General features: G+C 67.4%; 18 protein-coding genes. 4 read left to right on the plus strand and 14 right to left on the minus strand.

Annotation, left to right across the window (positions count from 1 at the left end):
* Nucleotides 1-122: 122 nt before the first annotated feature.
* Genes LIV55_RS06175 through LIV55_RS06185 form a run of 3 tightly spaced genes read right to left on the minus strand, consistent with a single transcriptional unit; the run spans nucleotide 123 to nucleotide 4,848 of the window.
* Entirely contained in the window at nucleotides 123-1,079 is a 957-nt protein-coding gene (locus tag LIV55_RS06175) for a PD-(D/E)XK motif protein (protein WP_229299634.1), read from the minus strand.
* Nucleotides 1,076-3,283: a Z1 domain-containing protein gene (locus tag LIV55_RS06180; protein ID WP_229299635.1), complete on the minus strand. Its 2,208-nt coding sequence runs from the start codon at nucleotides 3,281-3,283 to the stop codon at nucleotides 1,076-1,078. The genes LIV55_RS06175 and LIV55_RS06180 overlap by 4 nt, the downstream gene beginning before the upstream one ends.
* Complete coding sequence (locus LIV55_RS06185) at nucleotides 3,283-4,848, minus strand: ATP-binding protein (protein WP_229299636.1); 1,566 nt, start codon at nucleotides 4,846-4,848, stop codon at nucleotides 3,283-3,285. Before LIV55_RS06185 ends, LIV55_RS06180 begins: the two co-directional genes overlap by 1 nt.
* A 946-nt stretch (nucleotides 4,849-5,794) precedes the next feature.
* Here LIV55_RS06185 and LIV55_RS06190 point away from each other — a divergent pair.
* Both LIV55_RS06190 and LIV55_RS06195 read left to right on the plus strand, forming a co-directional pair.
* Nucleotides 5,795-6,526: a hypothetical protein gene (locus LIV55_RS06190; protein ID WP_229299637.1), complete on the plus strand. Its 732-nt coding sequence runs from the start codon at nucleotides 5,795-5,797 to the stop codon at nucleotides 6,524-6,526.
* A gap of 199 nt (nucleotides 6,527-6,725) precedes the next feature.
* Nucleotides 6,726-8,354: an ABC-F family ATP-binding cassette domain-containing protein gene (locus LIV55_RS06195; RefSeq protein ID WP_229299638.1), complete on the plus strand. Its 1,629-nt coding sequence runs from the start codon at nucleotides 6,726-6,728 to the stop codon at nucleotides 8,352-8,354.
* Nucleotides 8,355-8,357: 3 nt separating this feature from the next.
* Here the strand turns inward: LIV55_RS06195 and LIV55_RS06200 are convergent, their stop codons facing one another.
* The 6 genes from LIV55_RS06200 to LIV55_RS06225 all read right to left on the minus strand — a co-directional run bounded on the left by LIV55_RS06200 (nucleotide 8,358) and on the right by LIV55_RS06225 (nucleotide 14,633).
* The gene (locus LIV55_RS06200) at nucleotides 8,358-9,191 is read right to left on the minus strand and encodes a hypothetical protein (protein WP_229299639.1); all 834 of its coding nucleotides are present in this window, start codon (nucleotides 9,189-9,191) and stop codon (nucleotides 8,358-8,360) included.
* Nucleotides 9,192-9,629: 438 nt separating this feature from the next.
* Nucleotides 9,630-10,088 (minus strand): DoxX family protein, encoded by a 459-nt coding sequence (locus LIV55_RS06205; protein ID WP_372456503.1) that lies wholly within the window; start codon nucleotides 10,086-10,088, stop codon nucleotides 9,630-9,632.
* Nucleotides 10,089-10,129: 41 nt separating this feature from the next.
* On the minus strand, nucleotides 10,130-10,963 hold the full coding sequence (locus LIV55_RS06210) for an alpha/beta fold hydrolase (protein WP_229299642.1): 834 nt from the start codon (nucleotides 10,961-10,963) through the stop codon (nucleotides 10,130-10,132).
* Nucleotides 10,960-11,910 (minus strand): 3-carboxyethylcatechol 2,3-dioxygenase, encoded by a 951-nt coding sequence (locus LIV55_RS06215; protein ID WP_229299643.1) that lies wholly within the window; start codon nucleotides 11,908-11,910, stop codon nucleotides 10,960-10,962. Before LIV55_RS06215 ends, LIV55_RS06210 begins: the two co-directional genes overlap by 4 nt.
* Nucleotides 11,907-13,670, minus strand: coding sequence for a bifunctional 3-(3-hydroxy-phenyl)propionate/3-hydroxycinnamic acid hydroxylase (locus LIV55_RS06220; RefSeq protein WP_229299644.1), 1,764 nt, complete (start codon nucleotides 13,668-13,670; stop codon nucleotides 11,907-11,909). Before LIV55_RS06220 ends, LIV55_RS06215 begins: the two co-directional genes overlap by 4 nt.
* A 168-nt stretch (nucleotides 13,671-13,838) precedes the next feature.
* On the minus strand, nucleotides 13,839-14,633 hold the full coding sequence (locus LIV55_RS06225; protein WP_229299645.1) for an IclR family transcriptional regulator: 795 nt from the start codon (nucleotides 14,631-14,633) through the stop codon (nucleotides 13,839-13,841).
* A gap of 126 nt (nucleotides 14,634-14,759) precedes the next feature.
* On the opposite strand from LIV55_RS06225, the gene LIV55_RS06230 reads away from it, so the two are divergent.
* Nucleotides 14,760-16,133: an MFS transporter gene (locus LIV55_RS06230; protein ID WP_229299646.1), complete on the plus strand. Its 1,374-nt coding sequence runs from the start codon at nucleotides 14,760-14,762 to the stop codon at nucleotides 16,131-16,133.
* A 113-nt stretch (nucleotides 16,134-16,246) separates the two neighbouring features.
* Here LIV55_RS06230 and LIV55_RS06235 read toward each other — a convergent pair whose 3' ends face one another.
* The 5 genes from LIV55_RS06235 to LIV55_RS06255 are packed head-to-tail and all read right to left on the minus strand — an operon-like array spanning nucleotide 16,247 to nucleotide 20,527.
* Complete coding sequence (locus LIV55_RS06235; protein ID WP_229299647.1) at nucleotides 16,247-17,014, minus strand: SDR family oxidoreductase; 768 nt, start codon at nucleotides 17,012-17,014, stop codon at nucleotides 16,247-16,249.
* A 43-nt stretch (nucleotides 17,015-17,057) separates the two neighbouring features.
* Nucleotides 17,058-17,753 carry a triose-phosphate isomerase gene (locus LIV55_RS06240; protein WP_229299648.1) on the minus strand — a complete coding sequence of 232 codons (696 nt, stop codon included), beginning with the start codon at nucleotides 17,751-17,753 and terminating at the stop codon, nucleotides 17,058-17,060.
* On the minus strand, nucleotides 17,750-18,556 hold the full coding sequence (locus LIV55_RS06245) for a sugar phosphate isomerase/epimerase family protein (RefSeq protein WP_229299649.1): 807 nt from the start codon (nucleotides 18,554-18,556) through the stop codon (nucleotides 17,750-17,752). The genes LIV55_RS06240 and LIV55_RS06245 overlap by 4 nt, the downstream gene beginning before the upstream one ends.
* Entirely contained in the window at nucleotides 18,553-20,028 is a 1,476-nt protein-coding gene (locus LIV55_RS17125) for an FGGY-family carbohydrate kinase (protein WP_229299650.1), read from the minus strand. The genes LIV55_RS06245 and LIV55_RS17125 overlap by 4 nt, the downstream gene beginning before the upstream one ends.
* A 1-nt stretch (nucleotide 20,029) precedes the next feature.
* Nucleotides 20,030-20,527 (minus strand): secondary thiamine-phosphate synthase enzyme YjbQ, encoded by a 498-nt coding sequence (locus tag LIV55_RS06255; protein ID WP_229299651.1) that lies wholly within the window; start codon nucleotides 20,525-20,527, stop codon nucleotides 20,030-20,032.
* Nucleotides 20,528-20,649: 122 nt separating this feature from the next.
* Between LIV55_RS06255 and LIV55_RS06260 the strand changes: the two genes are divergently transcribed.
* A complete protein-coding gene (locus tag LIV55_RS06260; protein ID WP_229299652.1) occupies nucleotides 20,650-21,555 on the plus strand; it encodes a LysR family transcriptional regulator in 906 nt (301 codons plus the stop codon).
* Nucleotides 21,556-21,703: the final 148 nt, after the last annotated feature.

The raw sequence follows: 21,703 nt of genomic DNA on the forward strand, positions 1-21,703 counted from the left end.
CATAACCTCGGATGTAGGGCGAGAGTACAGATGGACCACCCTGGCATCGCCCCCTTCTACCACCCCAGCTAGACGTGCAAGCGATCTCTTCGACCGTGCGCAAGGCGAAGTACATCCAGTTATTAGTCGATCAGAGAGGAGAGCCCGATTGGAGGATGACCTGGGTCGATGTGTCCACACTCGACACTGAAACGCACTTCTGTGACCCCATGCGGCACAGCCCCGACTCTTGGAATGTCCGAAGCTCGTAGAATCCGCATCGAATCAATAGCCTGCTGAGCGTCGAAGGCTCGCTTGACATGCCGATACCACTCAGGGCCAAGAGTTGACGATACAACTTCGTGCACCCGCATCTGGCGCTCGGGGTCACCGCTGAGCGACTCTTGAATGGCGGCAATCATCCACTGCAGGCTTGACCCAGCCAACGTCTCTGTCGTCATTATGGAGACAACGCTGGTAACTGCACCCTGCACCGGGAGCAACTGCTCAAGCGAGAACTTGTGCCGCCGCTCACTGAGCGTGGTCGTCTTTACTTCGAGACGACTACCCGGCGCCGCGAAATCAAATCGATCATCAATATTGCTGTGCCAAGAATCAAGAGCCAAAGTCGTGCTACCCATCTGGCGCAACAGTAGCAACTCACCCCAGAGCCCTAGCACACTGCCGCGCGGGGGCGCAGCGGCGTCGAACAAGCGCACCAACCGCCGCATCGCGATACTCACGCGACCAGGCTCAGGGTCCTGACCAACAACATTTACAACGTTTGCGATCACGGACACAAACGTATCTAGATACTCAACTTCACCAAGATTAAGCTGGACGAGGCCCCACCATCCCTCCTCGATAATGCCGTTCGGGTGACGCACTTGTAGACGCGCACTTGGCTGCAGTGAAATCCGCTGGAGCTGCGTGGGTGGCTCCGGCGCAGTGTCGGCCGGGGTCAGCAGGACTATGGCTGCGCCCTCGGCCCTGCCGACCTTGAACCCTGGAGCCGCCGGAATATCTATTACGTCAAACCCGGCCCAATGAGTCGGGATCACTTTGCCGATGCTTTGACGAATCCCATCGGCGGTTATCACTCGTCTGCCTTGTACTGAAAAATCGCAGCACCAGATAGATCCTCCGGTACACGAATACGCAGCCCCACCGCACCCCAGACCGGCTGACCGTCCTGGTTCATCACATTGTGCAACTGAACCGTCAACACGTCACCATCGAACGACTGCCCATCGCCCTGATAGCCTATCTTGGGGTTGCGTCCTTGGGCCAAATTGACTCTGTCACCGTCGGCACCAAGGGAGCGCTTACGAGGCTCGAAACCATCCATCGAGTAGACGGCAACTCTTAGGGTCGGGTCATCGTCGAGATGGGCCTGCATGACCAGCGTGAGCTGCTGCAACACAATGGCATCCTCGACCGGCCCCTCCCAGTCAGCCAGCAGTGCCAGAACCTCGCCTAGAGGTACATAGAACCGGTGATTACCCGGGTTGGTCCGAGGATCCATCGGGTCCAACTCGATATCGGAAGCGTATCTCGCCCGAAGGAGATCGACCGCACGCCTATTTTTAGACGCCTTCGCGGACGGCATCTTCCCCAGACGATCGACCGACGTCCACGACCCGCCCCGGAATTTGTTGTGCAGGATCGGGAGTTTGATGACTGCTCGACGTGTCGCCTTCATCGAGGCGTCCAGCAGCATCTTTCGAGTCCACTGCTTGAGATTGATCCCGTCAGCCTGTGCTTGTCGCATCTCCTCTCGGAGGTGCTTTTCGTGATCTACGTAGTCTCGATAAGCCTGCGCCAGATCACTGGACATCCATGCATGGCACAGATCCTGGTAGCTCTTCTTGTACCCGAAGAAGCGGGCTCTCTGCTGGATCGTGTCTGCATTTCCGACTCCTGCACCACGGGGCATATACGTGATTGCAAGCCCCTGGATTGTGAATCCACGATCTAGGGCGTTCCCGCCGATGACGATCCAAGCGGGCGCCTCGTCCCATGTGAGGTCGCTCGTCTTGTCGCTGTTCACAACGCGGACTCTTGTCACGGACATCCAAGCGGGTAGGGTGGCGAGCATCTCGTCGAGCGGGGGTACCTCCCGTCCGCCCGCGGCCAGCCGCTGCACCGCCTGCTCGAAGTGGGCAGCCACCAGCTCATCACGGTCTGGTCCGGCGCTGTTGAGGAGTTGCGACCACGCACTCATGAGGGAGTTTACGTAGCCCTCATAAACTGTGTGCAGGTCCTTCGTGTGCGAAGGATGCACCAACATGGAAAGAACTTCCTCTGGCATCTGGGTCTTCGCCAGAAGAAAGGTGGCTAGAGCATCTTTTAGTGACTCTGGTGGGGACCCGCTCGACGTGTCGAGCGCCTCAGACAGGTCTGCTGCAGACATCACCGTCACGAAGTCATTGTCATTCGCGTCAGACCCGAAGAAGTCCTGACCTCCGGTATAGCCTGAGCCAGGCGTGAGCACGTTGACGAACTCGGGTGAAAGTGAATCGGCGAGGCTGATCAATAGAGGTGCTTGCGGCGTTGCGGTGTACATGACGTACGAGTTATTTGGCACCTTATTGCGCAACTCCACTATGGTCGCATAAGTTGGAGTCTCCGACTTCTCTCCCCCATCAGCCTTACCGGCGTTCATACCCGCCTGGTCGGCCTCGTCATCAATAAGAATCACCGGCAGATCGGTAGTGTCGACACCCTGGGTCGGCAACTTGGCCAGCAGTCCGGCCACCTTCATCATCCGACTCTTGTTCTTCATGACTGTTATTACTGTCGTCTGACGAAATTGCGGTGGCATCTTCGGATCGAGCGTGTTCTTGAGCTGCGTCGCCAGCTGAGCGACCGAGGTGGCGGAGTCATCAGGATTGGTCATTACCGCCCAGGGACTAATCCCACCCTTTCGCTCTACCCGAAGGTCGCTTCGCAGGCGAGCAACCGTCTGCGCGTGCAGATTCGTCTTGGTTCCTGCTAGCAGGATCACGAGCGGGATTTCATTGTCCCGCGCCATGGCTGTGAGAGTTGTGAATGAAAGAGTCTTCCCGCTTTGCACCTGACCAATGACTAGGCCGGCTATCCCATGTACAGGTTCGACTGCTGGACCTGCACAGCGCGCAAGGATCTGCTGAGTTTCAGCTAAAACTCGGGCTCGTTCATACTCGTCTGTAAGGGCGCTCTCCACAACTGAAAGCGTCTCTCCTCCAATAACCGGCACCCAATGAGATAGCGGGTCATTAGAGTCGTTATTAAAGACGACTTTCGCGAGTTGCTGGTCAGTCATCAGACAGCCTTCCTGGAAAGATAGGTCCTGAGCAGTTCATTTGTGGCATGGACGACGAGCGACGGCATCGTTGCGCCTCCCTGTCGTGCCAGCGCCTGTCCTATTCCCAGAGCGATCGCCACTCTGTACACCGGCTCCAACTCGGTGCCGGGTAGTTCGCAGTACGCACGCATGAAAGGATGGGCTTGATTGACCTTCAACTGGATCGCGCGCGGATCGCTCATGTCCTCCCTGACGTCCAGCCAGTTGCTATTCGCCTCGTCAGCTGTCAACTCAAAGTCGACGTGCCAGGTAGTACCGTGGCGTTGGATTGTCATGCTGCGATTCGCAGAGACGACCTCGTCTGTGAACGGTTGGTCGGGCAGTGCGTCTACCTTGGGAAACTCAACTTCTATACTGGTCGGCAGAGGTGGTTCCGTTTGATCCTGCTCCGGCCCACGAGAGGCGGCGAACGATGAAGCTACGCTCTCAAGTAGGTCGCTTGCAGTTTTCTGCGGCGTCTTCTCCACTCGTCGCGATCGGTATTCTTTGGCTTGGCGAAGGACAGGCCACGGGCCCCCCTCTAGCTCAGCCCTCAAGGCTTCGAGGAAATCGTCTTCCTCGTCGTACCAGACCAGCGCATCCTTCGTATACGTCACGTTGAAGTCGTCCATGTGCAGCTCGCCAAAGAGCCGTTGAGAGCGGAAGTCGTTCGACGCACCAAAAATTTCGCGCGGGCGGTAAGTCTCTTCACCGGCCCCGGTGACCACCTTGTTCCGGTAGAAGAGGGCTAGGCCAGCAGATGCAGTGGCCCCCTTCTCTCGAATTCCCACAAACCCAAGAACACGCCGCCCGGAGTCAAGTCGAAGATTCACCTCGTGCCGCCACGTATGCATCTCACCCTCTGGATCAGACCACAGAGGAGCGGTCAACACTGCAGGCTCGACGTACTCGATCGCATCACCGTTAAAAGTGATTACTACGTCACCGTTGCGGAGAAACTGTCGATAGATCCCACCGAGATATGCATGGATCTTGCTGATGGTCCGAGTCTGCGGTTTCCGGTACAGCATCTCCATGCGCACCTCTGTGAAGTGCACACTGGCTGCATGTGACTCGGTGATTACCTCTAGCGTCTCGTCTCGTGTCTCCACAATCATCGGAACGTCGAAAACGACTGCCCTCCCCTCCGTCTCACCTAACGCGGAAGAACGGACTGACCACCTCTTCGCGAACCAACAACAGGCCGCCTTCATCCCTACTCCGAACTGCGACAGGCCGCTATTGTCAGACGGTGGGTCGGCAACCCGAAACGCTCGTTGCCAGTCGGCCGAGGCGATGCCTGCGGCATTGTCGCGAACGGTGATCGTGTCGCTGACTCGATCTACCTCGATCTCGATTCTCAGCCGGTAGTCTGCGCCTTCGGCATCTCGCAGGGAATCGCGGTTTGCGATATAACTCTGAATCGCATTGTCGACGAGTTCGCCCAGCGCATACCATGGCTGGTACTTCATGTTCGGGAAAAGGTTAAGCATCCCAACCTCTGGCCGAATGCTTATACTGGTGTTTATACCGGTGCTCGTCATTGCGCCCCTATCGCAAGGTGGTGAAGAGGTCGAGCCATCAGAATTTCATTCGCGCTTGTTCAGGACGATTTCTCGGCATGGCGTGAGCCCATTCGAATACTTCGATCCCGCCGCTTCGGCCCAGCGGTCCAAACGGTCCACGGCCCGCAGGCGTTTTCGGAGCGGAGTCGAGTGCTGGCCCGAAGGTCCTCATGCGACCAGCCTGTCAGGTCCGCCCGTCCCGGGGGCGTGATTTGTACAGATTGCACCAAGAAGATCGCTTCAGCCGCACGCCCGCAGTGCTCTCACCCGCTTGACGAGGGGTCTTCCATGTCATCCGTGAGGTGAGCGCGGATCTCGTCGCACACCTCCGTGATCTCCTCGTCTGCCACCTCCGCAGCTGCGTGCCTCCCCTGCCCGCCGGACCTGCAGGCCGTCGAGCGTCAGAATCATGTGCACCGGACGCCCGTCCGCGTCGACCTGATGGCGCGCCAAGGTGAGCGTCCGGGTGAAGTGCGACGCCCGGTGCGTCGACATGTAGTGGTGACCCATGACGTATCGACGGGACGCACGGGCAGCTCGTCGGCCGAGTGCGTTAGCTCGCACTTCTTCGCCCGCTGCCGCCACAGCTGCCAAGCGGGTCGGCTCGCCCTTCGTAGACCCGACGGGATCTCGTACTCCCAGATCCCTCCCTCCAGCCGTCCGCCGTCACCCAACTCGATCGGTCCGAACTGCGTCGCTGAGGTAGCCCGTGCCGTCAATCTTCACGACGATCGCGAGATGCGGTCGCGGGGCCCTCTGTCGGTCGCCCACCCGCGAGAGCCGCAGCTGCGCGTCGCACCCGAGCGCGGTCACCACGGCCGGAGGAGCGTCGCGTGCTCGAGGCAGTAGCCGCCGCGCCCACCTTCGACCCTCAGGTGCACGTGAGGTCAACTCCCGCAACGACATCCGTGCGATGCTCGGCCCCGTGACGAGCAGCGCGCGCAGGGTCCGAGGCCGGCAGTCCCCGGGTCGGCTGCTGCTCGACGAGATCTCGCCGTACACGTGGGGGCTCATCGGGCTGCTCGCCGTGGCGAGCATCTACGGCAGCTACGACAGCCTGAGCGACGCGTACGGCGACCGGCACCTCGGTCAGGTCCCGCTCGCCGCGCCGTCGGTGGTCGCGGTCTGGGCGAGCTTCGAGCTGCTGTGGCGTCGGACGGCCCTCCCGCTCGCGCAGCGGCTCTTCATCGCCTGCATCCTCACACCGCTGCCCAGCGTCATCATCTCGACGGTCGTGTGGGTCGCCTTCGGCGCGAGCGGGTACGGCCAGGACCTCATCACCTCGACGAGCGAGGGGATCTACGACCACTACTACTGGCCGCGTGACGCGCGGGGCTTCGCCGCGGCACCGCTCATGTTCTTCGGCGGGTGGGGCGTCGCCGGCTTCATGGGGTTGATGTCGCTGCTCGTCGTCGTGCTGCCGGTCAAGGCCTTCCTCGCCACCCGAGAGGTCATGGACGGGACGCGGCTCGACCCGGCGGCCGCCACGAGCGCGGCCGTCGTGCGCATCGCCTTCGGCGCGATGTCGATCGGCACGCTCACCGCGATCTCCTGGGCCGCAGGCGGCCCCGCGGCGCTCACCCTCGGGCTGCTCGTCGTCACCGCCGCGCTGCTCGGCTGGGCGGCGGCCACCGCCGTGAAGCTCCCCCGGCGCTGACCCGGCCAAAATCGCGTCGACGCTGTCCTCCCCCTTCGCTAGCCTGACAGCGACCGACGTCGGCGGTGACAGCACCGACGCCCTGCCACCCAGAAGAGCCGAGATGACCGAGATCCGCGGAGCCGCGACCACGCGCTGACCCGACGACCACGCATCGTCGACGCACCCGTCAGCGCCCCGACGCTCGACAGGATCTCCCATGGCCCAGCCCGCCATCACGCTCACCCACGCCCAGCTCGTCTGGCCCGACGGCACCGTCGTCTTCGGCCCGCCCGAGGGCCTCACCGGATCCCTCGGTCACGGCACCACCGGCCTCGTCGGCCGCAACGGCGCCGGCAAGTCCACCCTCCTGCGCCTGCTGGCAGGAGACCTCGCGCCTACCGCGGGACGGGTCGACACCAGCGGCACCGTCGCGACACTGCCGCAGCACCTCGCCCTCGGCCCGGGCACCGTGGCCGACGCCCTCGGGGTCGGTCCCGTCCTGCGCGCCATCGCCGCGATCGAGTCCGGTGACGTGTCGACGGAGGTCTTCGAGACCGTCGGCGACCGCTGGGATGTCGAGGCCGAGGCCCTGGCCACCCTCGCCGGCCTCGGTCTGCGCGGCGACGCCGCCCTCCTCGCGCGCCCGGTCGCCTCGCTGTCCGGGGGCGAGGCCGTGCTCGTCGGCCTCGCCGGCATCAGGCTGCAGCGAGCCGACATCGCCCTGCTCGACGAGCCGACGAACGACCTCGACGCCACCGCCCGCGCGCTCGTCCACGAGGCCGTCGCCACGTGGCGCGGCACCCTCGTCGTCGTCAGCCACGACACCGCGCTCCTCGAGCGGGTCGACCGCATCGCCGAGGTCCGCGGCTCCGAGCTGCGGACCGTCGAGGGCCCGTACTCGGTCTACCGCGAGGCGGTCGAGGCCGAGCAGGCCGGGGCCGCCCAGGACGTGCGGGACGCTCGCGCCGAGGTCCGGCGGGAGCGAAGGGAGCGCATCGAGGCGCACGAGCGGCGGCAACGGGCCGAGGCGGCCGGGCGTCGGGCGCAGCTCGCGGGCGGGATGCCGAAGATCCTCGCCGGCGGGCTCGCCGCGCGCTCGGAACGCACGAGCGCTCGGTCCAAGGCACTGCACGAAGGGAGGGAGGCAGGCGCGCAAGCGGCCCTCGAGTCGGCGGAGGGTCGGGTGCGCGACGACGCGACGATCCGCGTCGACCTGCCGCAGACCCGGGTGCCGACCGGGCGCGACGTACTCACGCTGCAGCCCGCCGACGGACCACAGGTCGTCGTGCGCGGGCCGGAGCGCATCGCGCTCACCGGGCGCAACGGCGCCGGCAAGTCCACGCTGATCGGCGCGATCATGCGACACGGGACGCAGGACTCCACGCCTGACGGCGCTCCCGCGCCGGTCGCCGGGGTCGTGCAGCGCGTCGCGGAGACCGGGCTGCTGCCGCAGCGGATCCGCTTCGACGACGAGGACGCGACCCTCGTCGAGACCGTCCGGGCGGCCGCGCCGTCACGCACGCCGCACGAGGTGCGCGCCCAGCTGGCCCGCTTCCTCTTCCGCGGGTCGCGGGGTGATCAGCACGTGCGCGAGCTCTCCGGTGGGGAGCGCTTCCGTCTCTCCCTCGCGCGGGTGCTGCTCGCCGACCCCGCGCCGCAGCTGCTGATCCTCGACGAGCCGACGAACTCGCTCGACGTCGAGTCCGTCGAGCAGCTCGTGCAGGCGCTGTCGGCCTACGAAGGGGCGCTGCTCGTCGTGAGCCACGACGAGGACTTCCTCGGCCGGATCGGGCTGACGCGCCGGTGGTCGATCGAGGACGGGGCGCTCGTGAACGGGGCGGTCTGATTCCTACTCCCGCCAGAACTCCTGACGCTCGCAGATGGGGTCCATCGGATCGACCAGGTGCGAGGAGCCCGCGACCTCCCAGCTCTGCCAGCGGATTGATCGCGACGTCACGCCCTTACCCATGTCAAGGACGGTGGCACGCAGGGTCTGGCGCCCCGGCTTCAGGCGCACGCTCTCAAAGGCCTGGGAGTAGTCCTCCTGGAACATCAACTCCGGCGTGAACTCCGCTGGGTACTCGAGACTGCCCGTGAAGAAGAGGTCATACGACCGCGGGTTGGTCAGCGTGACCTCGACGCGCGTCAACTTGCCGATGTCGTACTTGTCCGGCCGTGTGCTCGTCACCTCAACCCGCCCTGCCAATTCGCTCCAGGACGGGCACGCCGGAGGAGGAGGCGGCTCAGACGGCAACTCCCAATCGTCTTCCGGCTCTACGTCGTCAAGGGTTGGCGCGGGGTCGGGGGCTGGCGCGGGGTCGGCCGTAGTGGTCGGTGCGGGAGCGGGCTTACGCGCGGGACTCTTGGCCTTCTTCGCAGCGGGCTCCTGGTCAGCTGAGCCGAGGTCCGAGTCGCCGAAGATGTCCTCATCCGCCAGGCTGTCGGGCTCGTCGAGCAGGACACCACCCGGACACAGCGTCTGCTCCGCGAGCAGTGCAAGGGCTCTGATTTCCACCGCGGTTACATGCTCCGGACCCTCAGGAGACGACGCCTCCATATCCATCGCGTCTTCAATGGAGAGCGGCACGATCTCGCAGGTCTGGACGCCTATGAAAAGGATGCCCGCGTCGTTCGCTGTGTACTCGTCCAGCAGCTCCCTCGCCCCGGCGATCCAGCTGCTCACGTCCATCTCGTTGCTCGTCGTGTCTGCGACGGGATCGGGCGCCGCCGGTTCGGAGCTGGGCGGGTCAGGCTCGGTCGAGTAGCCCTCGGTCGACGCGTCAGGTGACGGGCTCAGCGTTGACGTGCTTGAAGACTGCTCAACTTCGGGCCCTGTCGCCACTGCGGAGCAACCAGCGAGGAGCAGAAGCCCACTGAAGCCAGCCAGAGCACGTCGCACCGCCGCGATTGGATTCAACACAGACGGCCGGCCGCCGGGAGCCTTGCAAGTGTTCACAACGAAGAGTTGCCCGGCCTCCTAGACCTCCGGTGCGACTTGGCAGAAGTGACAGCCTCTGACGCAGACCTGCACCCCCTCAGAAGATCGAGGTCGAGCGGGTGGTTTCGAGGCTCCTTCGTCGCACCTCAACCACCAGGGGGCCGTCGCTCCTCAACCATCGACTCACCCCCTTCGCCGGCGCCACTCCCCGACCGCATCGGTGGCCCACAGCGCCCAGGCGACGAGCAGGGGCTGGAAGACCAGGCGAGCCGCCCGGGCGCCGTCGCTGTCGAGCCCGAAGGCGTCACGGCGCTCCGTGAGCTGGGCGATGTTGCCGGGGAAGACGGCGACGAAGAGCAGACCGGTCGCTGCGCCGACGAGGGCACGGCGGGGCTGCCGCCAGGTCGCGAGCAGCGCCGCGCCGACGGCGATCTCGACGACCCCGGACGCCAGCACGACGAAGTCCACGTCGAGCGGCACCCACGGCGGCACCTGCGCCTGGAACTCCTGACGGGCGAAGGTGAGGTGCCCCGTCCCGGCGAAGAGCATCGCGCCCCCGAGGGCCACCTGCGCGACGCGGCGCAGCACCCCCGTGCTCGATCCGTCGGTCTCGCGGCGCGCAGGTGAGCTCATGCCACCCATCCTGCCGCCACCTCGACACCCCGACCAACGCCCGCGTGACCTCAGCCGTGGAGGAAGTGCAGCACCTGGCTCGTGAACTCCTCTGCGTGCTCGGTCTGCAGCCAATGACCGCACCCGTTGATGAGGTACAGCCGCGAGTCGGGGATGAGCGACGTGAGCCGCAGCGAGTGCTCGAAGTGCACCACCCGGTCGTCCCGTCCGTGGAAGAGCAGGGTCGGCGCGGTGATGCCGCGCAGCCGAGCGTGGTCGAGCTCGACGACGGGGCGCTTGCCCGTGCCCTCGATGAAGTTCTTCGCGTGCTCGGGATGGGCCAGCACCATGTCGGCGCGGCCCTGGATGAGCTCGTCGGTGGCGAAGGTCGAGTCGAAGGTCATGATGTCGACGAGCTCGCGCATCGTCTCGAAGGAGGGCTGGCGATACCCCTTCTGCAGCACCTTGAGCCCCTCGGTGAGCCCGGCCGGACCCATGAGCGTCGGCCCGCCGGAGGAGGAGCCCATCGTGATGAGCCGCTCGACCCGCTCGGGGTGCTCGTACCCGAAGCGCAGCGTCGTCCCGCCGCCCATCGAGTTGCCGATGACGGCCGCCGCGCGGTCGATCTCGAGCGCGTCCATGAGATCGGCGAGGGCCGTCGAGTGGTCGCGGTCCTGCCAGGACACCGGGTCGGACTCGCCCCAGCCGGGCATGTCGACGGCGATGACGCGGTGGTCGCGCGCGAGCGCCGGGATGTTCTGCGAGAAGTTGCTCCACCCCGTCGCGCCCGGGCCGGACCCGTGCAGGAGGAAGACGACGGGGCCGTTGCCGGCCTCGTTGACATGGATCCGCCACTGGCGCGTCTGCACCATCCGGCTCGTGGAGTCGTACGTCAGCTCGCTCATCGCGGCGTGTCCTCTCGTCGTGCGGTCATGACCCCGAAGCCGGCGATGAAGTGCCGGATCGGGCGGTAGTACTCGTAGCCGACCTCGTAGCGGCCGGTCGCGCCGAGCGCGGAGAAGGCCGCGACCCAGCCACGCACCTCGTGGCTGGAGTTGCCCGCCTCGGCCGCCATCTCGCCCGCCTCGTAGGCGTCGAAGGCGGCGGTGTCCTGCGCCGCGCAGACCCGCATGAACTCGCGGTCCCACTCCGGGTTGAGATCCTGGATGCCGGCCTCGCCCTCGGCGAAGGCGAGCGCGGTGTCGACGACGCGCTGCTCGCGCGCGGCCCGCGCCTCGGGCGTCGGGTTGCGCCCGTCGAGCAGGCCCTCGCGGACCTCCGGGGGCGCCGTCGCCCACCGCGGCACGGGCGGGTCGTGGCTCAGCCCGCCCGACGCGATGAGCAGGATGCGCTCGGGCCGGTCGGCCGCCCACCGGCCGATGGCTTCGCCGAGCGCACGGATCCGCGCCATGGGGACGAAGGGGGCGGCGACACCGTTGACGAAGACGGGGATCGTCGGGAGGGTGTCGACCCCGCCGAAGATGACGTCGAGCGGCTGGACGGCGCCGTGGTCGACACCCATCCGCCGCGACACGGTGAGGTCCACCCCTTCGCCCTGGACGTACCCGGCGAGCTCCTCGGCGAGCTCGGACGGGACGTCGAGCTCGCCGGTCGGCGTGCCGTAGTCGCCGAGCCCGAAGGCCCCGAGCCCGAGGCAGAAGGGCGGCATCGTGTCGTAGAAGAAGCCGTTGTAGTGGTCCGGCCCGAAGGTGATGACGAGCTCGGGGTCCACCTCGCGCACGAAGTCGCGGGCCGCGGTGAAGGCCCCCTCGACCTCGCCGGAGATCTCCGGGCCCGGGTCGATCCGGCGCAGCAGCGGCGTGTGGGACATCGCGACGAGCGAGAGACTCATGCGACGACCTCGAGCGAAGGGGTGGCCGCCCCGGCGTGCGTGGCGTCACCGGCGACCTCGACGGCTTCGGCGACCGCACCCGGCGCGACCGGCGTGGCGTGCATCGCGGTGCGCAGCGAGGCGAGCGCCTTGCCGGCCTCCTGAGCGAGGCATGCGGCCGCGACGAAGCGATCAGGCCGGAGGAAGACCACGCCCATGGCGCGGGTGTCGAACCAGCTCTTCAGAGCGCCGTCGACGCAGCCGACGACGAGCGTCTCGGGGTCGGCGAGGTCATCCTGCGCCCACGCCCGCTGCGACTCGGAGGTGAAGCACACCAGCTGGGCGCCCATGTGCCGCAGCTGCTCTCGCTCCTGCGGGGTGAAGAGGCGGGCCGGGTCGTTGCCCCACGCGGCGACGGTCCACCACGGGCCGACGACGTCGTCGAGACGCGCCTCGTGCACGTCCGCGGTGCGCACCCGGGGCTGGATGAACTGCGTGCCGACGGGGGTGACCTTCGAGACGGCGTTGCGCACGGTCATGAAGCGCGAGCGCCGCGTGCGCTCCTGGCGCCCGGGGCGCAGGGTGTCCGGCTCGACGACGACGCCCTCGGCGTAGAAGGGCATCGGCTTGAACTTCATGTCCGCGAAGTAGTCCTTGACCTGCGGGCTGAGGTTGAGCACCCGGCTGGCGACGTCGCGGGCACCGCACACGACGCGGTTCGTCGGCTTGATGACGTTGCCGAGGGTCATCGACAGGTCGATCATCGCCTTCGCGTGGTCGCGCCGCTCGGACTCGTAGCTGTCGAGGATGCCGTCGTCGGCCTGGCCGGACAGCACGCTCGCGAGCTTCCACGACAGGTTCGTCGCGTCGCGCATGCCGGAGTTCCACCCCTGGCCCATCCACACTGGCATGAGGTGCGCGGCGTCGCCGGCGACGAGGACGCGACCCTCGCGGAAGTGGCTCGCGATGCGCCCGTGGTGCGTGAAGACGCGGCGGCGGATGACGTCGAGCAACGCGGAGTCCGGCACGTGCTCGCGCAGCAGCTCGGCGACGAACTCGTCGTCCTCGACGCGCTCGCTCGGCTCGTCGTCGAAGAGCATGAACTCCCAGCGCCGGATCGCGTGCGGCAGCCCGATCGAGACGTAGGGGCGGGCCGGGTCGGCACCGAGGTAGACGTTGGGCACGCCGAGGGGGTCGTTGCGCACGTCGATGACGACCCACCGGGTCGAGGGGGACTCCCCGACGAAGTCGACGTCCATCGCCTTGCGGGTCCGCGAGGACCCCCCTTCGCAGCCGACGAGGTACTGAGCGGTGATCGTCTCCTCGCGCACGGTGCCGTCGTCCTGCGCGACCGAGACGGTGACGGCGACGTGGTCGCCGTGGTCGACGTGACCGGTCACCGTGTGGCCGAAGCGGACGTCGACGTCGTCGTAGCGCTGCGTGCCGCGGTAGAGCTCACGGTCGACGAGCGGCTGGATGAAGCCGAACTTCCGCGGCCAGCCGAAGGGCTCGCCCGTCGGGTCGTTGGTCACCATGACCTCGCCCTTGCCGTTGACGAGCCGCATGACGTGGCGCGGGATCGTGTACGGGACGACCTCGTCGGTCAGGCCCATCGTCTGGATCGTGCGCATCGACTCGTCGTCGAGACCGACGCCCCGCGGGTAGTCGATGAGGTCCTCGCGGGCCTCGAGGACGACGACCTTGCGGCCGTACTGCCCCAGCAGGTTGGCCAGTGCCAGGCCGCACGGCCCGGCGCCGGCGATCACCACCTCGGTCTGCATGTCTGCTCCTTCGCACGACGATGTACGCGTTGTCCTGGCGGACGCTACGAAGGGGGACACCGCCCCGGCGAGGCCACGTGCCACCGAGTGGCACGCGGGTGCTGGTCGAGGTGCGACGAGCGCAGCGAGGAGCCTCGAGACCACCCTCGACCAGCGAAGTGGCCGCCCTCAGATCGAGCGGGGGTGCGCGACGAGGTCGTCGGCGTCGGCGTCGCCGACCGCGGCGAGCGCCCTGCTCGCCCGGGCGCACACCTCGAGCACGACCTGCTCGTTGCCCACACCCAGCACCGCGCCGGCCGGCCCGGTGACCGCGAGCGAGGCGACCGCTGCCCCCGACGCGTCCTTGACGACCGAGGCGACGCTGCCCACCCCTTCGACCGTCTCGCCGTCGTCGAGCCCGACCCTCGTGCGCGCGACCCGGGTCAGCTCGACCCGCAGCGTCTCGCCGTCGGTGATCGTCCGGCTCGTGAGCGCGGGCAGCGGACGCGAGCAGACGCGCTCCGCGGCCGCTCGGTCGAAGGCGAGGAGCGCCTTGCCGAGCGAGGTGCAGTGGGCGGGCTGCCGCCCCCCGATGCGCGAGGGCGAGTGCGCGCGGTGGATGCCGTGGAGCTTGTTGAGGAAGAGGATCTCGTCGCGATCGAGCACCCCGAGCTGGCAGGTCTGCCGGCTCGCCTCGTACAACGACGCGAGGAAGGGCGTGAGCACGACCTGCAGCCGCGCGACGAGCGAGTTGCTCGGGATCGCGAGGTTCGTGCCGAAGAGCGGGCCCGTGCGGTAGCCGTCCTCGTGCCGCTCGACGGCGCCGTTCTCCTCGAGCGTCGTCACGAGACGGAAGACCGTCGACTTGGGCAGCCCCGTGCGTCGGGCGAGCTCGCTCACGCCGAGCCCGTCGGTGCCGAACTGGTCGACGACGGCGAGCAGCTGGACCGCGCGGTCGACGGAGGTGACCCTCTTCGGTGCCATGCTGGGTCCCCCTTCGTCGACCTGATCAGGCTACGCCCGGCGTGCCGCCTGGTGGCACGACTCCTGGTGCGCCCGCCCGCGGACCCCGCCAATGAGGACGGTCACCGCTTCCGTGAAGGGACCCCCATGATCAACGACGATCTCCGCTCGACGGCGCCCGCCGCCCCGCCCGCGGCCCTGGCCACCTCGACGCCGACCGAGCGCCGGCGCGCGCAGGCCTCGAGCTTCCTCGGCTCCGCGGTCGAGTACTACGACTTCCTGCTCTACGCGGCGGCCGCCGGTCTCGTCTTCCCCGAGCTGTTCTTCACGGGGATGGACCAGGGCGTGGCGATCCTGCTCAGCTATCTCACCCTCTTCACCGGGTACATCTCGCGGCCCATCGGTGGTCTGCTCTTCGGGCACTTCGGCGACAAGATCGGTCGCAAGCGGATGCTCTTCATCACCCTCATGGTCATGGGGCTCGTCTCGATCGCCATCGGCCTCATGCCGACCGCCGGCTCGATCGGCATCGCCGCCCCGATCCTTCTCGCGCTCATGCGGCTGCTGCAGGGCTTCGCCGTCGGCGGCGAGTGGGCCGGCGCGATGCTCATGTCGATGGAGCACTCGAAGTCCGAGTCCCGCGGCATCGGCGCGTCCATCGCGATGGCGGGTGCCCCCTTCGGCGCGGTGCTGGCCACCCTCGTCCTCGCGCTCACCTCGTCGGCGACCGGTGACGCCTTCCTCGAGTGGGGCTGGCGGGTGCCCTTCCTGCTCTCCGCGGTCGTCGTCGCCGTCGGTCTCTACCTGCGCACGCGGGTCTCGGAGAGCCCGGAGTTCGAGGCCGCTCGCGAGCGCGGCGAGGTGCACACCGGTCTGCCCGTCGCGATCCTCGTGACGAAGTACCGGCGCGCCGTCCTGCTCGGCACCCTCGGCGTCATGGCGCCGCTCTTCATCCAGAGCCTGCTCGCCGTCTTCATGGTCCCGTACGTCGTCGAGGCGGGAGTCGTCACCCGCGAGACCGCCCTGTACATGCTCACGCTGAGCAACTTCGTGCATGTCTTCACGATCCCGTTCTTCGCGTGGGTGAGCGACCGGGTCGGGCGGCGCCGCACGATGGTCGCGGGCGCGATCTTCTCCGCCGTCGCGATCTGGCCGATGTTCGCCCTCTTCGACAGCTCGTCACCGGGCCTCGTCGCGCTCGCCTTCCTCGTCGGCAACCCGCTCATCCAGGCCTCGATGTTCGGCCCGGTCGGCGCCTACCTCTCGGAGATGTTCGAGCCCACCGCGCGGTACTCGGGCGTCTCGGCGACCTACCAGCTCGGCTCCCTCCTCGGCGCCGGCCTCGCCCCTCTCGTCGCGCAGGAGCTCGTCACCGCCGACGCCGGGACGCGCGACCTCGGTCTGTACATCGTGGCCGCGTACGTCGTCAGCGGCCTGGCCGTGTGGTTCTCGCGCAACGCGGGAGAGCGAAGGGGTGACCCCACCGTCGCTGAGCCGGCCCGGACCCCGGTCGACGCCTGATCGACACCGCAGAGTGAGCGCGAATCGCCGGTACGCCTCGTGGGTAGCGGCGATTCGCGCTCACTGAACCGTGCGAAGGGGGTCACGTGCCGTCGTCGTCACCGACCCGGTGATCAGATCGCTGTGTACCCACCGTCGATGACGATGTCCTGACCGGTGAGATAAGAGGACGAGTCGCCCGCGAGGAAGGTCACCAGTCCTGAAAGGTCCTCCGGCCGGGCCATCCGCCCCTGGGGGATCCGGGCCACCCAGTCGTCGTGCAGGGCGGGCTCCTCGTCGAGGATGGCCTGGGTGAGATCGGTGAGGACATACCCCGGGGAGATCGAGTTGACCCGGATACCCGATGCCGCCCACTCCACCGCGAGCGACCGGCCGAGGTGAGCCACGGCGGCCTTCGACGCGTTGTAGGACGCTGCCCACTGAGGCACGTTGACGATCGAGCCGGACATCGACGCGATGAAGATGGCGCTGCCCGACGTGCCCGCGTTGAGGAGCCCGTCGCCGAAAGCCTGCGCCGAGAAGAAGGTCCCCGAGAGGTTGACGTCGATGACCTTGCGCCACTGCTCGGCGGTGACCTTGACGGAGTCTCCGTTGATCTCTATCCCCGCGGCAGTCACGAGGACCCGAGGTACGCCGAGCTGCTTGCGCACAGCCTTGAAGGCCTCGGCGACGGCAGCCTGGTCGGTGACGTCGACCCGCCTGCCGTAGGACTGCACGCCGAACTCCTCGGAGATCGCCTCGGCCTCTACCTCGACGGAGTCGAGGAGGTCGAGGATCGCGACCCCGACGCCCTGAGCGGCGAGCGCGCGGGCCAGCTCGAGGCCGATGCCCCGGGCGCCGCCGGTGATGACGGCGCTGCGGCCGTCGAGTGTGCTGGTCATCGTGGATCTCCTTGTCGGACGGTGGGTGATCGCGTTGCGTGAATCAGGGGTGCGCCCGGTCCCACCCGGCACGCGTCGCGGCGATGAACGCCTGGGCGGCTGCGAGTGGATCGGGAGCGTGGACGACGCCGCTGGTCGACCCGGTGCCGTCCGCGCCCGCAGCCATGAGCGCCTCGGCCACAGCGGGCGTGGCGACCCCACCGGCATGCATGGCGAGGACGTCCTCGGCGCGACCGCGGATCGCCTGCGTCGACCCGCCCACCCAGTCCCGGGGTCCGCTGCCCGCGGTGCCGATGAGCTCCGCCGGCTCGAGGAGGACCACCGTCGGCCGCAGGTCGGCGGCCCTCATGGCCTCGTCGCAGGTCGAGGCGCACACGATCGTGCGCAGTCCGTGGTGACGGGCTCGGCCCACGAGGGCGGTGAGGACCTCGTCGGTGAGCGGGTCAGCGTCGTGGTTGAGCATCACTCCGTGAGCTCCCGCGTCGACGAGCGACTCGGCCGTCACCCTGTTCATCGACGGCCCGGCCGTCTCGCGATCCATGCCCTGCGCGAAGACGAGCACCCCGTAATCCCCGTCTCGGATCGGGGCGATCATCGCCGTCGGCACCGTCACGACGACGGTGACCTCGTGCTCGGCTGCGGCCCGGCCGGCGACGGCCGCCAAGGCCTCCACCTCGCTGCGTCGCATGAGGTTCTTCGGACCGATCTCGAAGAAGGGACCGACGAGCTCGGGCGTCATGCACCCATGAGCGCACGCAGACGCTCCGCCGTCGCCGGGAGCGACTCAGCGGGGTCGCCCTCCGTCGAGCACTCGAGGTTGACCGCCCCGGTGAAGCCGATCTCGTGGAGCGCTCCGAAGATCGACTCCCAGTCCAGTCGCCCATGGCCGGGCAGGAGCCGGTTGTTGTCGCCCAGGTGGACGTGAGCGACCTTCTCGCCAGCTGCGAGGATGGACGACGCGACGTCGACCTCCTCGATCGACATGTGGAAGGTGTCGGGCAAGAGCGCGGCGTTGGGGTGGTCGACCGCCTCGATCATCGCGAGGTTGTCGGCCACGAGGTTGAGGTACCGGCACTCGTACCGGTTGATCGGCTCGAGCAGGACCCGGCCGGGCGTGCCCTCGACCACCTCGAGCACCTCGCGGTAGAAGTCGAGGAACCTGTCACGCTGACCCTCGTCGAGCTGCTGGAACGGGTGGAAGAGCGGTAGAGGATCCCGAGCCCCGTACTCGTACTCGATCTCGGTCACGGTGCCGATCTCGGCGCAGACCGATGCCGCGTCGAGGTACATCGCGCGGCAGCGCGCCCTCAGCTCGGGATCGGGGTCCATGGCGTGGCCGTATATGTCGTCGATGAGCACGAACTCCACGGGACGGATGCCGGTGCGGCTCTCCAGCGACGCGAGCTCACGCCGTACGCCGTCATCCCACTCAGCCAGGGGCTGGAAGACGGCGAGGGCGTCGTAGCCCCACCGCTTGAGCAGCTCTGCCTTCTGGGTGAGGGTGTGGCCGGGGATCATCGGGGACGAGGCGGCAAGCTTCATCGTCGGTCTCCTTCGGTGGTGACGAACAGTCGTTCGAGGTACGTCTCGAAACGGCGGTACCGCTCGTCTCGGTGGTGTCCAGGGCTGGGTGAGTACGTCCGGGTCTCCGGGGCTGCGAGGCTTGTCGCATCGGCGACGTCCCCGATCAGCCCCGCCGCCACAAGCGCGAGGGCAGCAGCGCCGCGGCAGGTCGCCTCGCGCTCGTCCGGGACGAGCACGTCGATGCCGCACACATCGGCCTTCAGCTGGTTCCAGAAGGGCGAGGACGCCCCGCCCCCGGTCGAGACGACGCACCCGGTGCCGCTCGGGCTGAGGTACTCGACGTTGCGGCGCAACAGGTGGGCGACCCCCTCCTCGACCGCGTACGCGAGATCCGTCGACGTGTGCCCCAGGTCGATCTCGAGGAATGCCCCACGCGCGTGAGTGAAGAAGTCAGGGGGGTTCACGCCGGTCAGGTACGGCAAGAAGATCGGGCCACGGGCACCGTCACCTCTTCGGACAAGAGCGGATTCCAGGTCGTCGTACCGCATGCCGCCCAGCGCCTCGCGACGGAACCACTCGAGCGACACCCCTCCGCTGTCGACGCCGTTGAAGAGGACGATCTCGTCGGGCCGCAGCCCGGCATGGAAGGAGACCTTCCGGCTCGGGTCGAAGGACCAGCCGGCGGTGAGCATGGACAGCGAGAGGACGGTGCCGGCCGACTCGCTCACGACGTCGGGGAGGTAGCTCCCGGTCCCGACCATCGCGCAGAAGTGGTCCAGGGCTCCCACGTTGACCCGGTACGAGCTCGCTGGCGGCAGCTGCTCCGCCACGTGGTCCAGAACAGGCCCGAGGTCGACACCTGCCTGGACGACGGGGGGCAGCGTCTCCTCGGGCACTCCCACCACGTCCAGCATGTCCCGCCAGTAGCAACCGGCTCGCACGTCGTAGAGGTAGGTAAAGCCCCGCGTCGTCACCTCCCCCACGCACGTCCCCGTGAGGCGCCGGGCGATCTCGTCCTTGATCATCAGCACTGACGCAGCACGTTCGACCGAGCGCGGTTCGTGGCTGGCCAGCCAGCGCAGCTTCATGGCCGGCCAGGTGGCGGACGGGGTCGGCTGCCCCGTGACGGCGAAGGCCTCGTCGACCCCGAAGACCTCACCGATGTGTGCGGCCTCCGCGGTCGCCCGGTCGTCCAACCATGACATCGCAGGGCGTACAGGCTCCCCGGCACGGTCGTTGATGACGAGCGACTCGGCCTGCCCCGTGAGGACCACGACCGCAGGGTGCCCCGCCAGGTCGTCCTGGGTCCGGGCGCACTCCCACATCTGGTCGACGACCAGGTCGAAGAGAGCGGATGCGGAGAACTCGACACGCACGCCCGACGTCACGTACCTGGATGGGGCGGACGACACCGCGAGCCGACGCAGCTGTGCGTCGAAGAGGACGACCTTGACGTTGGTCGTCCCCAGGTCGACGGCGTAGATGAGCACGCTAGTCACCCATCACGTGCAGGTGCACGGTCCGGGTCCGGGGTCGCACCGAGTCGAGGTCGCCGAAGTAGACCCGGCCGAACTCGCCGAGGAGCGGTGCGCCGTCGACGACGGGCATCACCTCTGAGCGGCCGAGGATGGACGAGAGGATGTGGCCGTCGGTGTTGAGCCCCCACTCCGGCAGCTCGTCACGCAGCTCGCCCGCGTTGCGGATGTGGATGGGGCCGGGGTGCAGGTACTGGCCCTCGTGCCGGGTCGGCGGGGCGATCTTGGCCAGGACGTTGAGGGTGTCCTGCAGGAGCAGCTGCGTGCCGTAGTAGGTCACGTCCTCCGACTCCTCCTGGAGCAGCACGCAACAGCTGGTGTGAGCCGAGTAGGCCACGGCGATGCCGTTCCGGACACCGCTCTCGGCGACGAGCTCCTCGACCCGCGAGGTGATGTCGAAGAACTCCTGCCGGGCGGGCGTCTCGATCTGGACAGATGCGTGATGGGCGGACATGACTTCCTCTCGTCGCGCCGGTGAGGTCGGCCTGATCAGGCTGTCGACGAAGCACCGTCAACGGAAGCCAAAAATTGCGATGATGAGATAACCAGCGGTTATCAGAGGTATGAGGAGGCGTGGTGAACAGGGACGTCAGCCTTCGGCTGTTCAAGTACTACGAGGCGCTGGCGACCGATCTGAACTACCGCAAGGCATCCGAGCGGCTCTTCATCTCCCAGCCCGCGCTCTCCGCTGCCATCCGCCAGCTCGAGGGCCATGTGGGCGAGCGCCTCTTCGACCGCGACACCCATTCCGTCGCCCTGACCGCAGTTGGGCGCGAGTGGCTGCCCTACGTCCGGTCCGCCCTTCGCGAGGTGGACAGCGCTCTCGACGCCGTCGAGACGCTGGTCGGCAGTGCGCAGATCCGGGTCGGGTACCTCACCGGCATGGGGGCCGACCTCCTCTTCGAGCTGTTGGACGGCGTCGAGGACGAGCTGGCGGACATCACGGTCGAGAGCACCGAGTTCGACTTCACCGACCCGACGGCCGGCCTCGCGTCCGGGAGCACCGACATCGCTCTCCTGCGACCGCCCGTCGACGTCACCGACCTCGAGATGGTGGTCGTCGCAGAGGAGTCATGGGTCGCCTGCCTGCCTCGCACCCATCGGCTCGCCGGGCGCGAGGAGCTGCGGATCGACGAGCTCCTCGACGAGCCGATCGTCGTCGCTCCCGTCTCAGCCGGCCGCTGGCGCGACTACTGGATGGCCGCGGACGCGAGGAAGGGTCGGCCGGCGACGATTGCCGCCGAGGCGGCCACCTACGAGGCAGAGACGACCCTCATCGCGCGCGGCGTCGGCATCAGCTTCACGACCTCCTCGCTCATGCGGCTCTACGACCGACCGGGCATCCAGTTCGTGCCCATCGTCGACCGGCCGATCAGCTACACGGCTCTCGCCTGGCGCTCGGGCAGGCTCTCGGCGTCGGGACGGCAGCTCGTGCAGCACATGCTCTCGCGGACACCGAGCACCTCTCTGCCCCCGTCATAACCTCCGCTTAACGGCAGATAAGACATCGGTCCTTCCGGTCGCCCCGCACCGGACGGTTCACTGCTCGACAACCTTCGGCACCGCCGCCCGAGGATCTTCGTCAGCAGAGGAAGTCGTCATGACCGCTCAGGTGTCCGCCCCCTTCGCG

This window comes from Janibacter melonis (assembly GCF_020567375.1).
Classification (GTDB): domain Bacteria; phylum Actinomycetota; class Actinomycetes; order Actinomycetales; family Dermatophilaceae; genus Marihabitans; species Marihabitans melonis.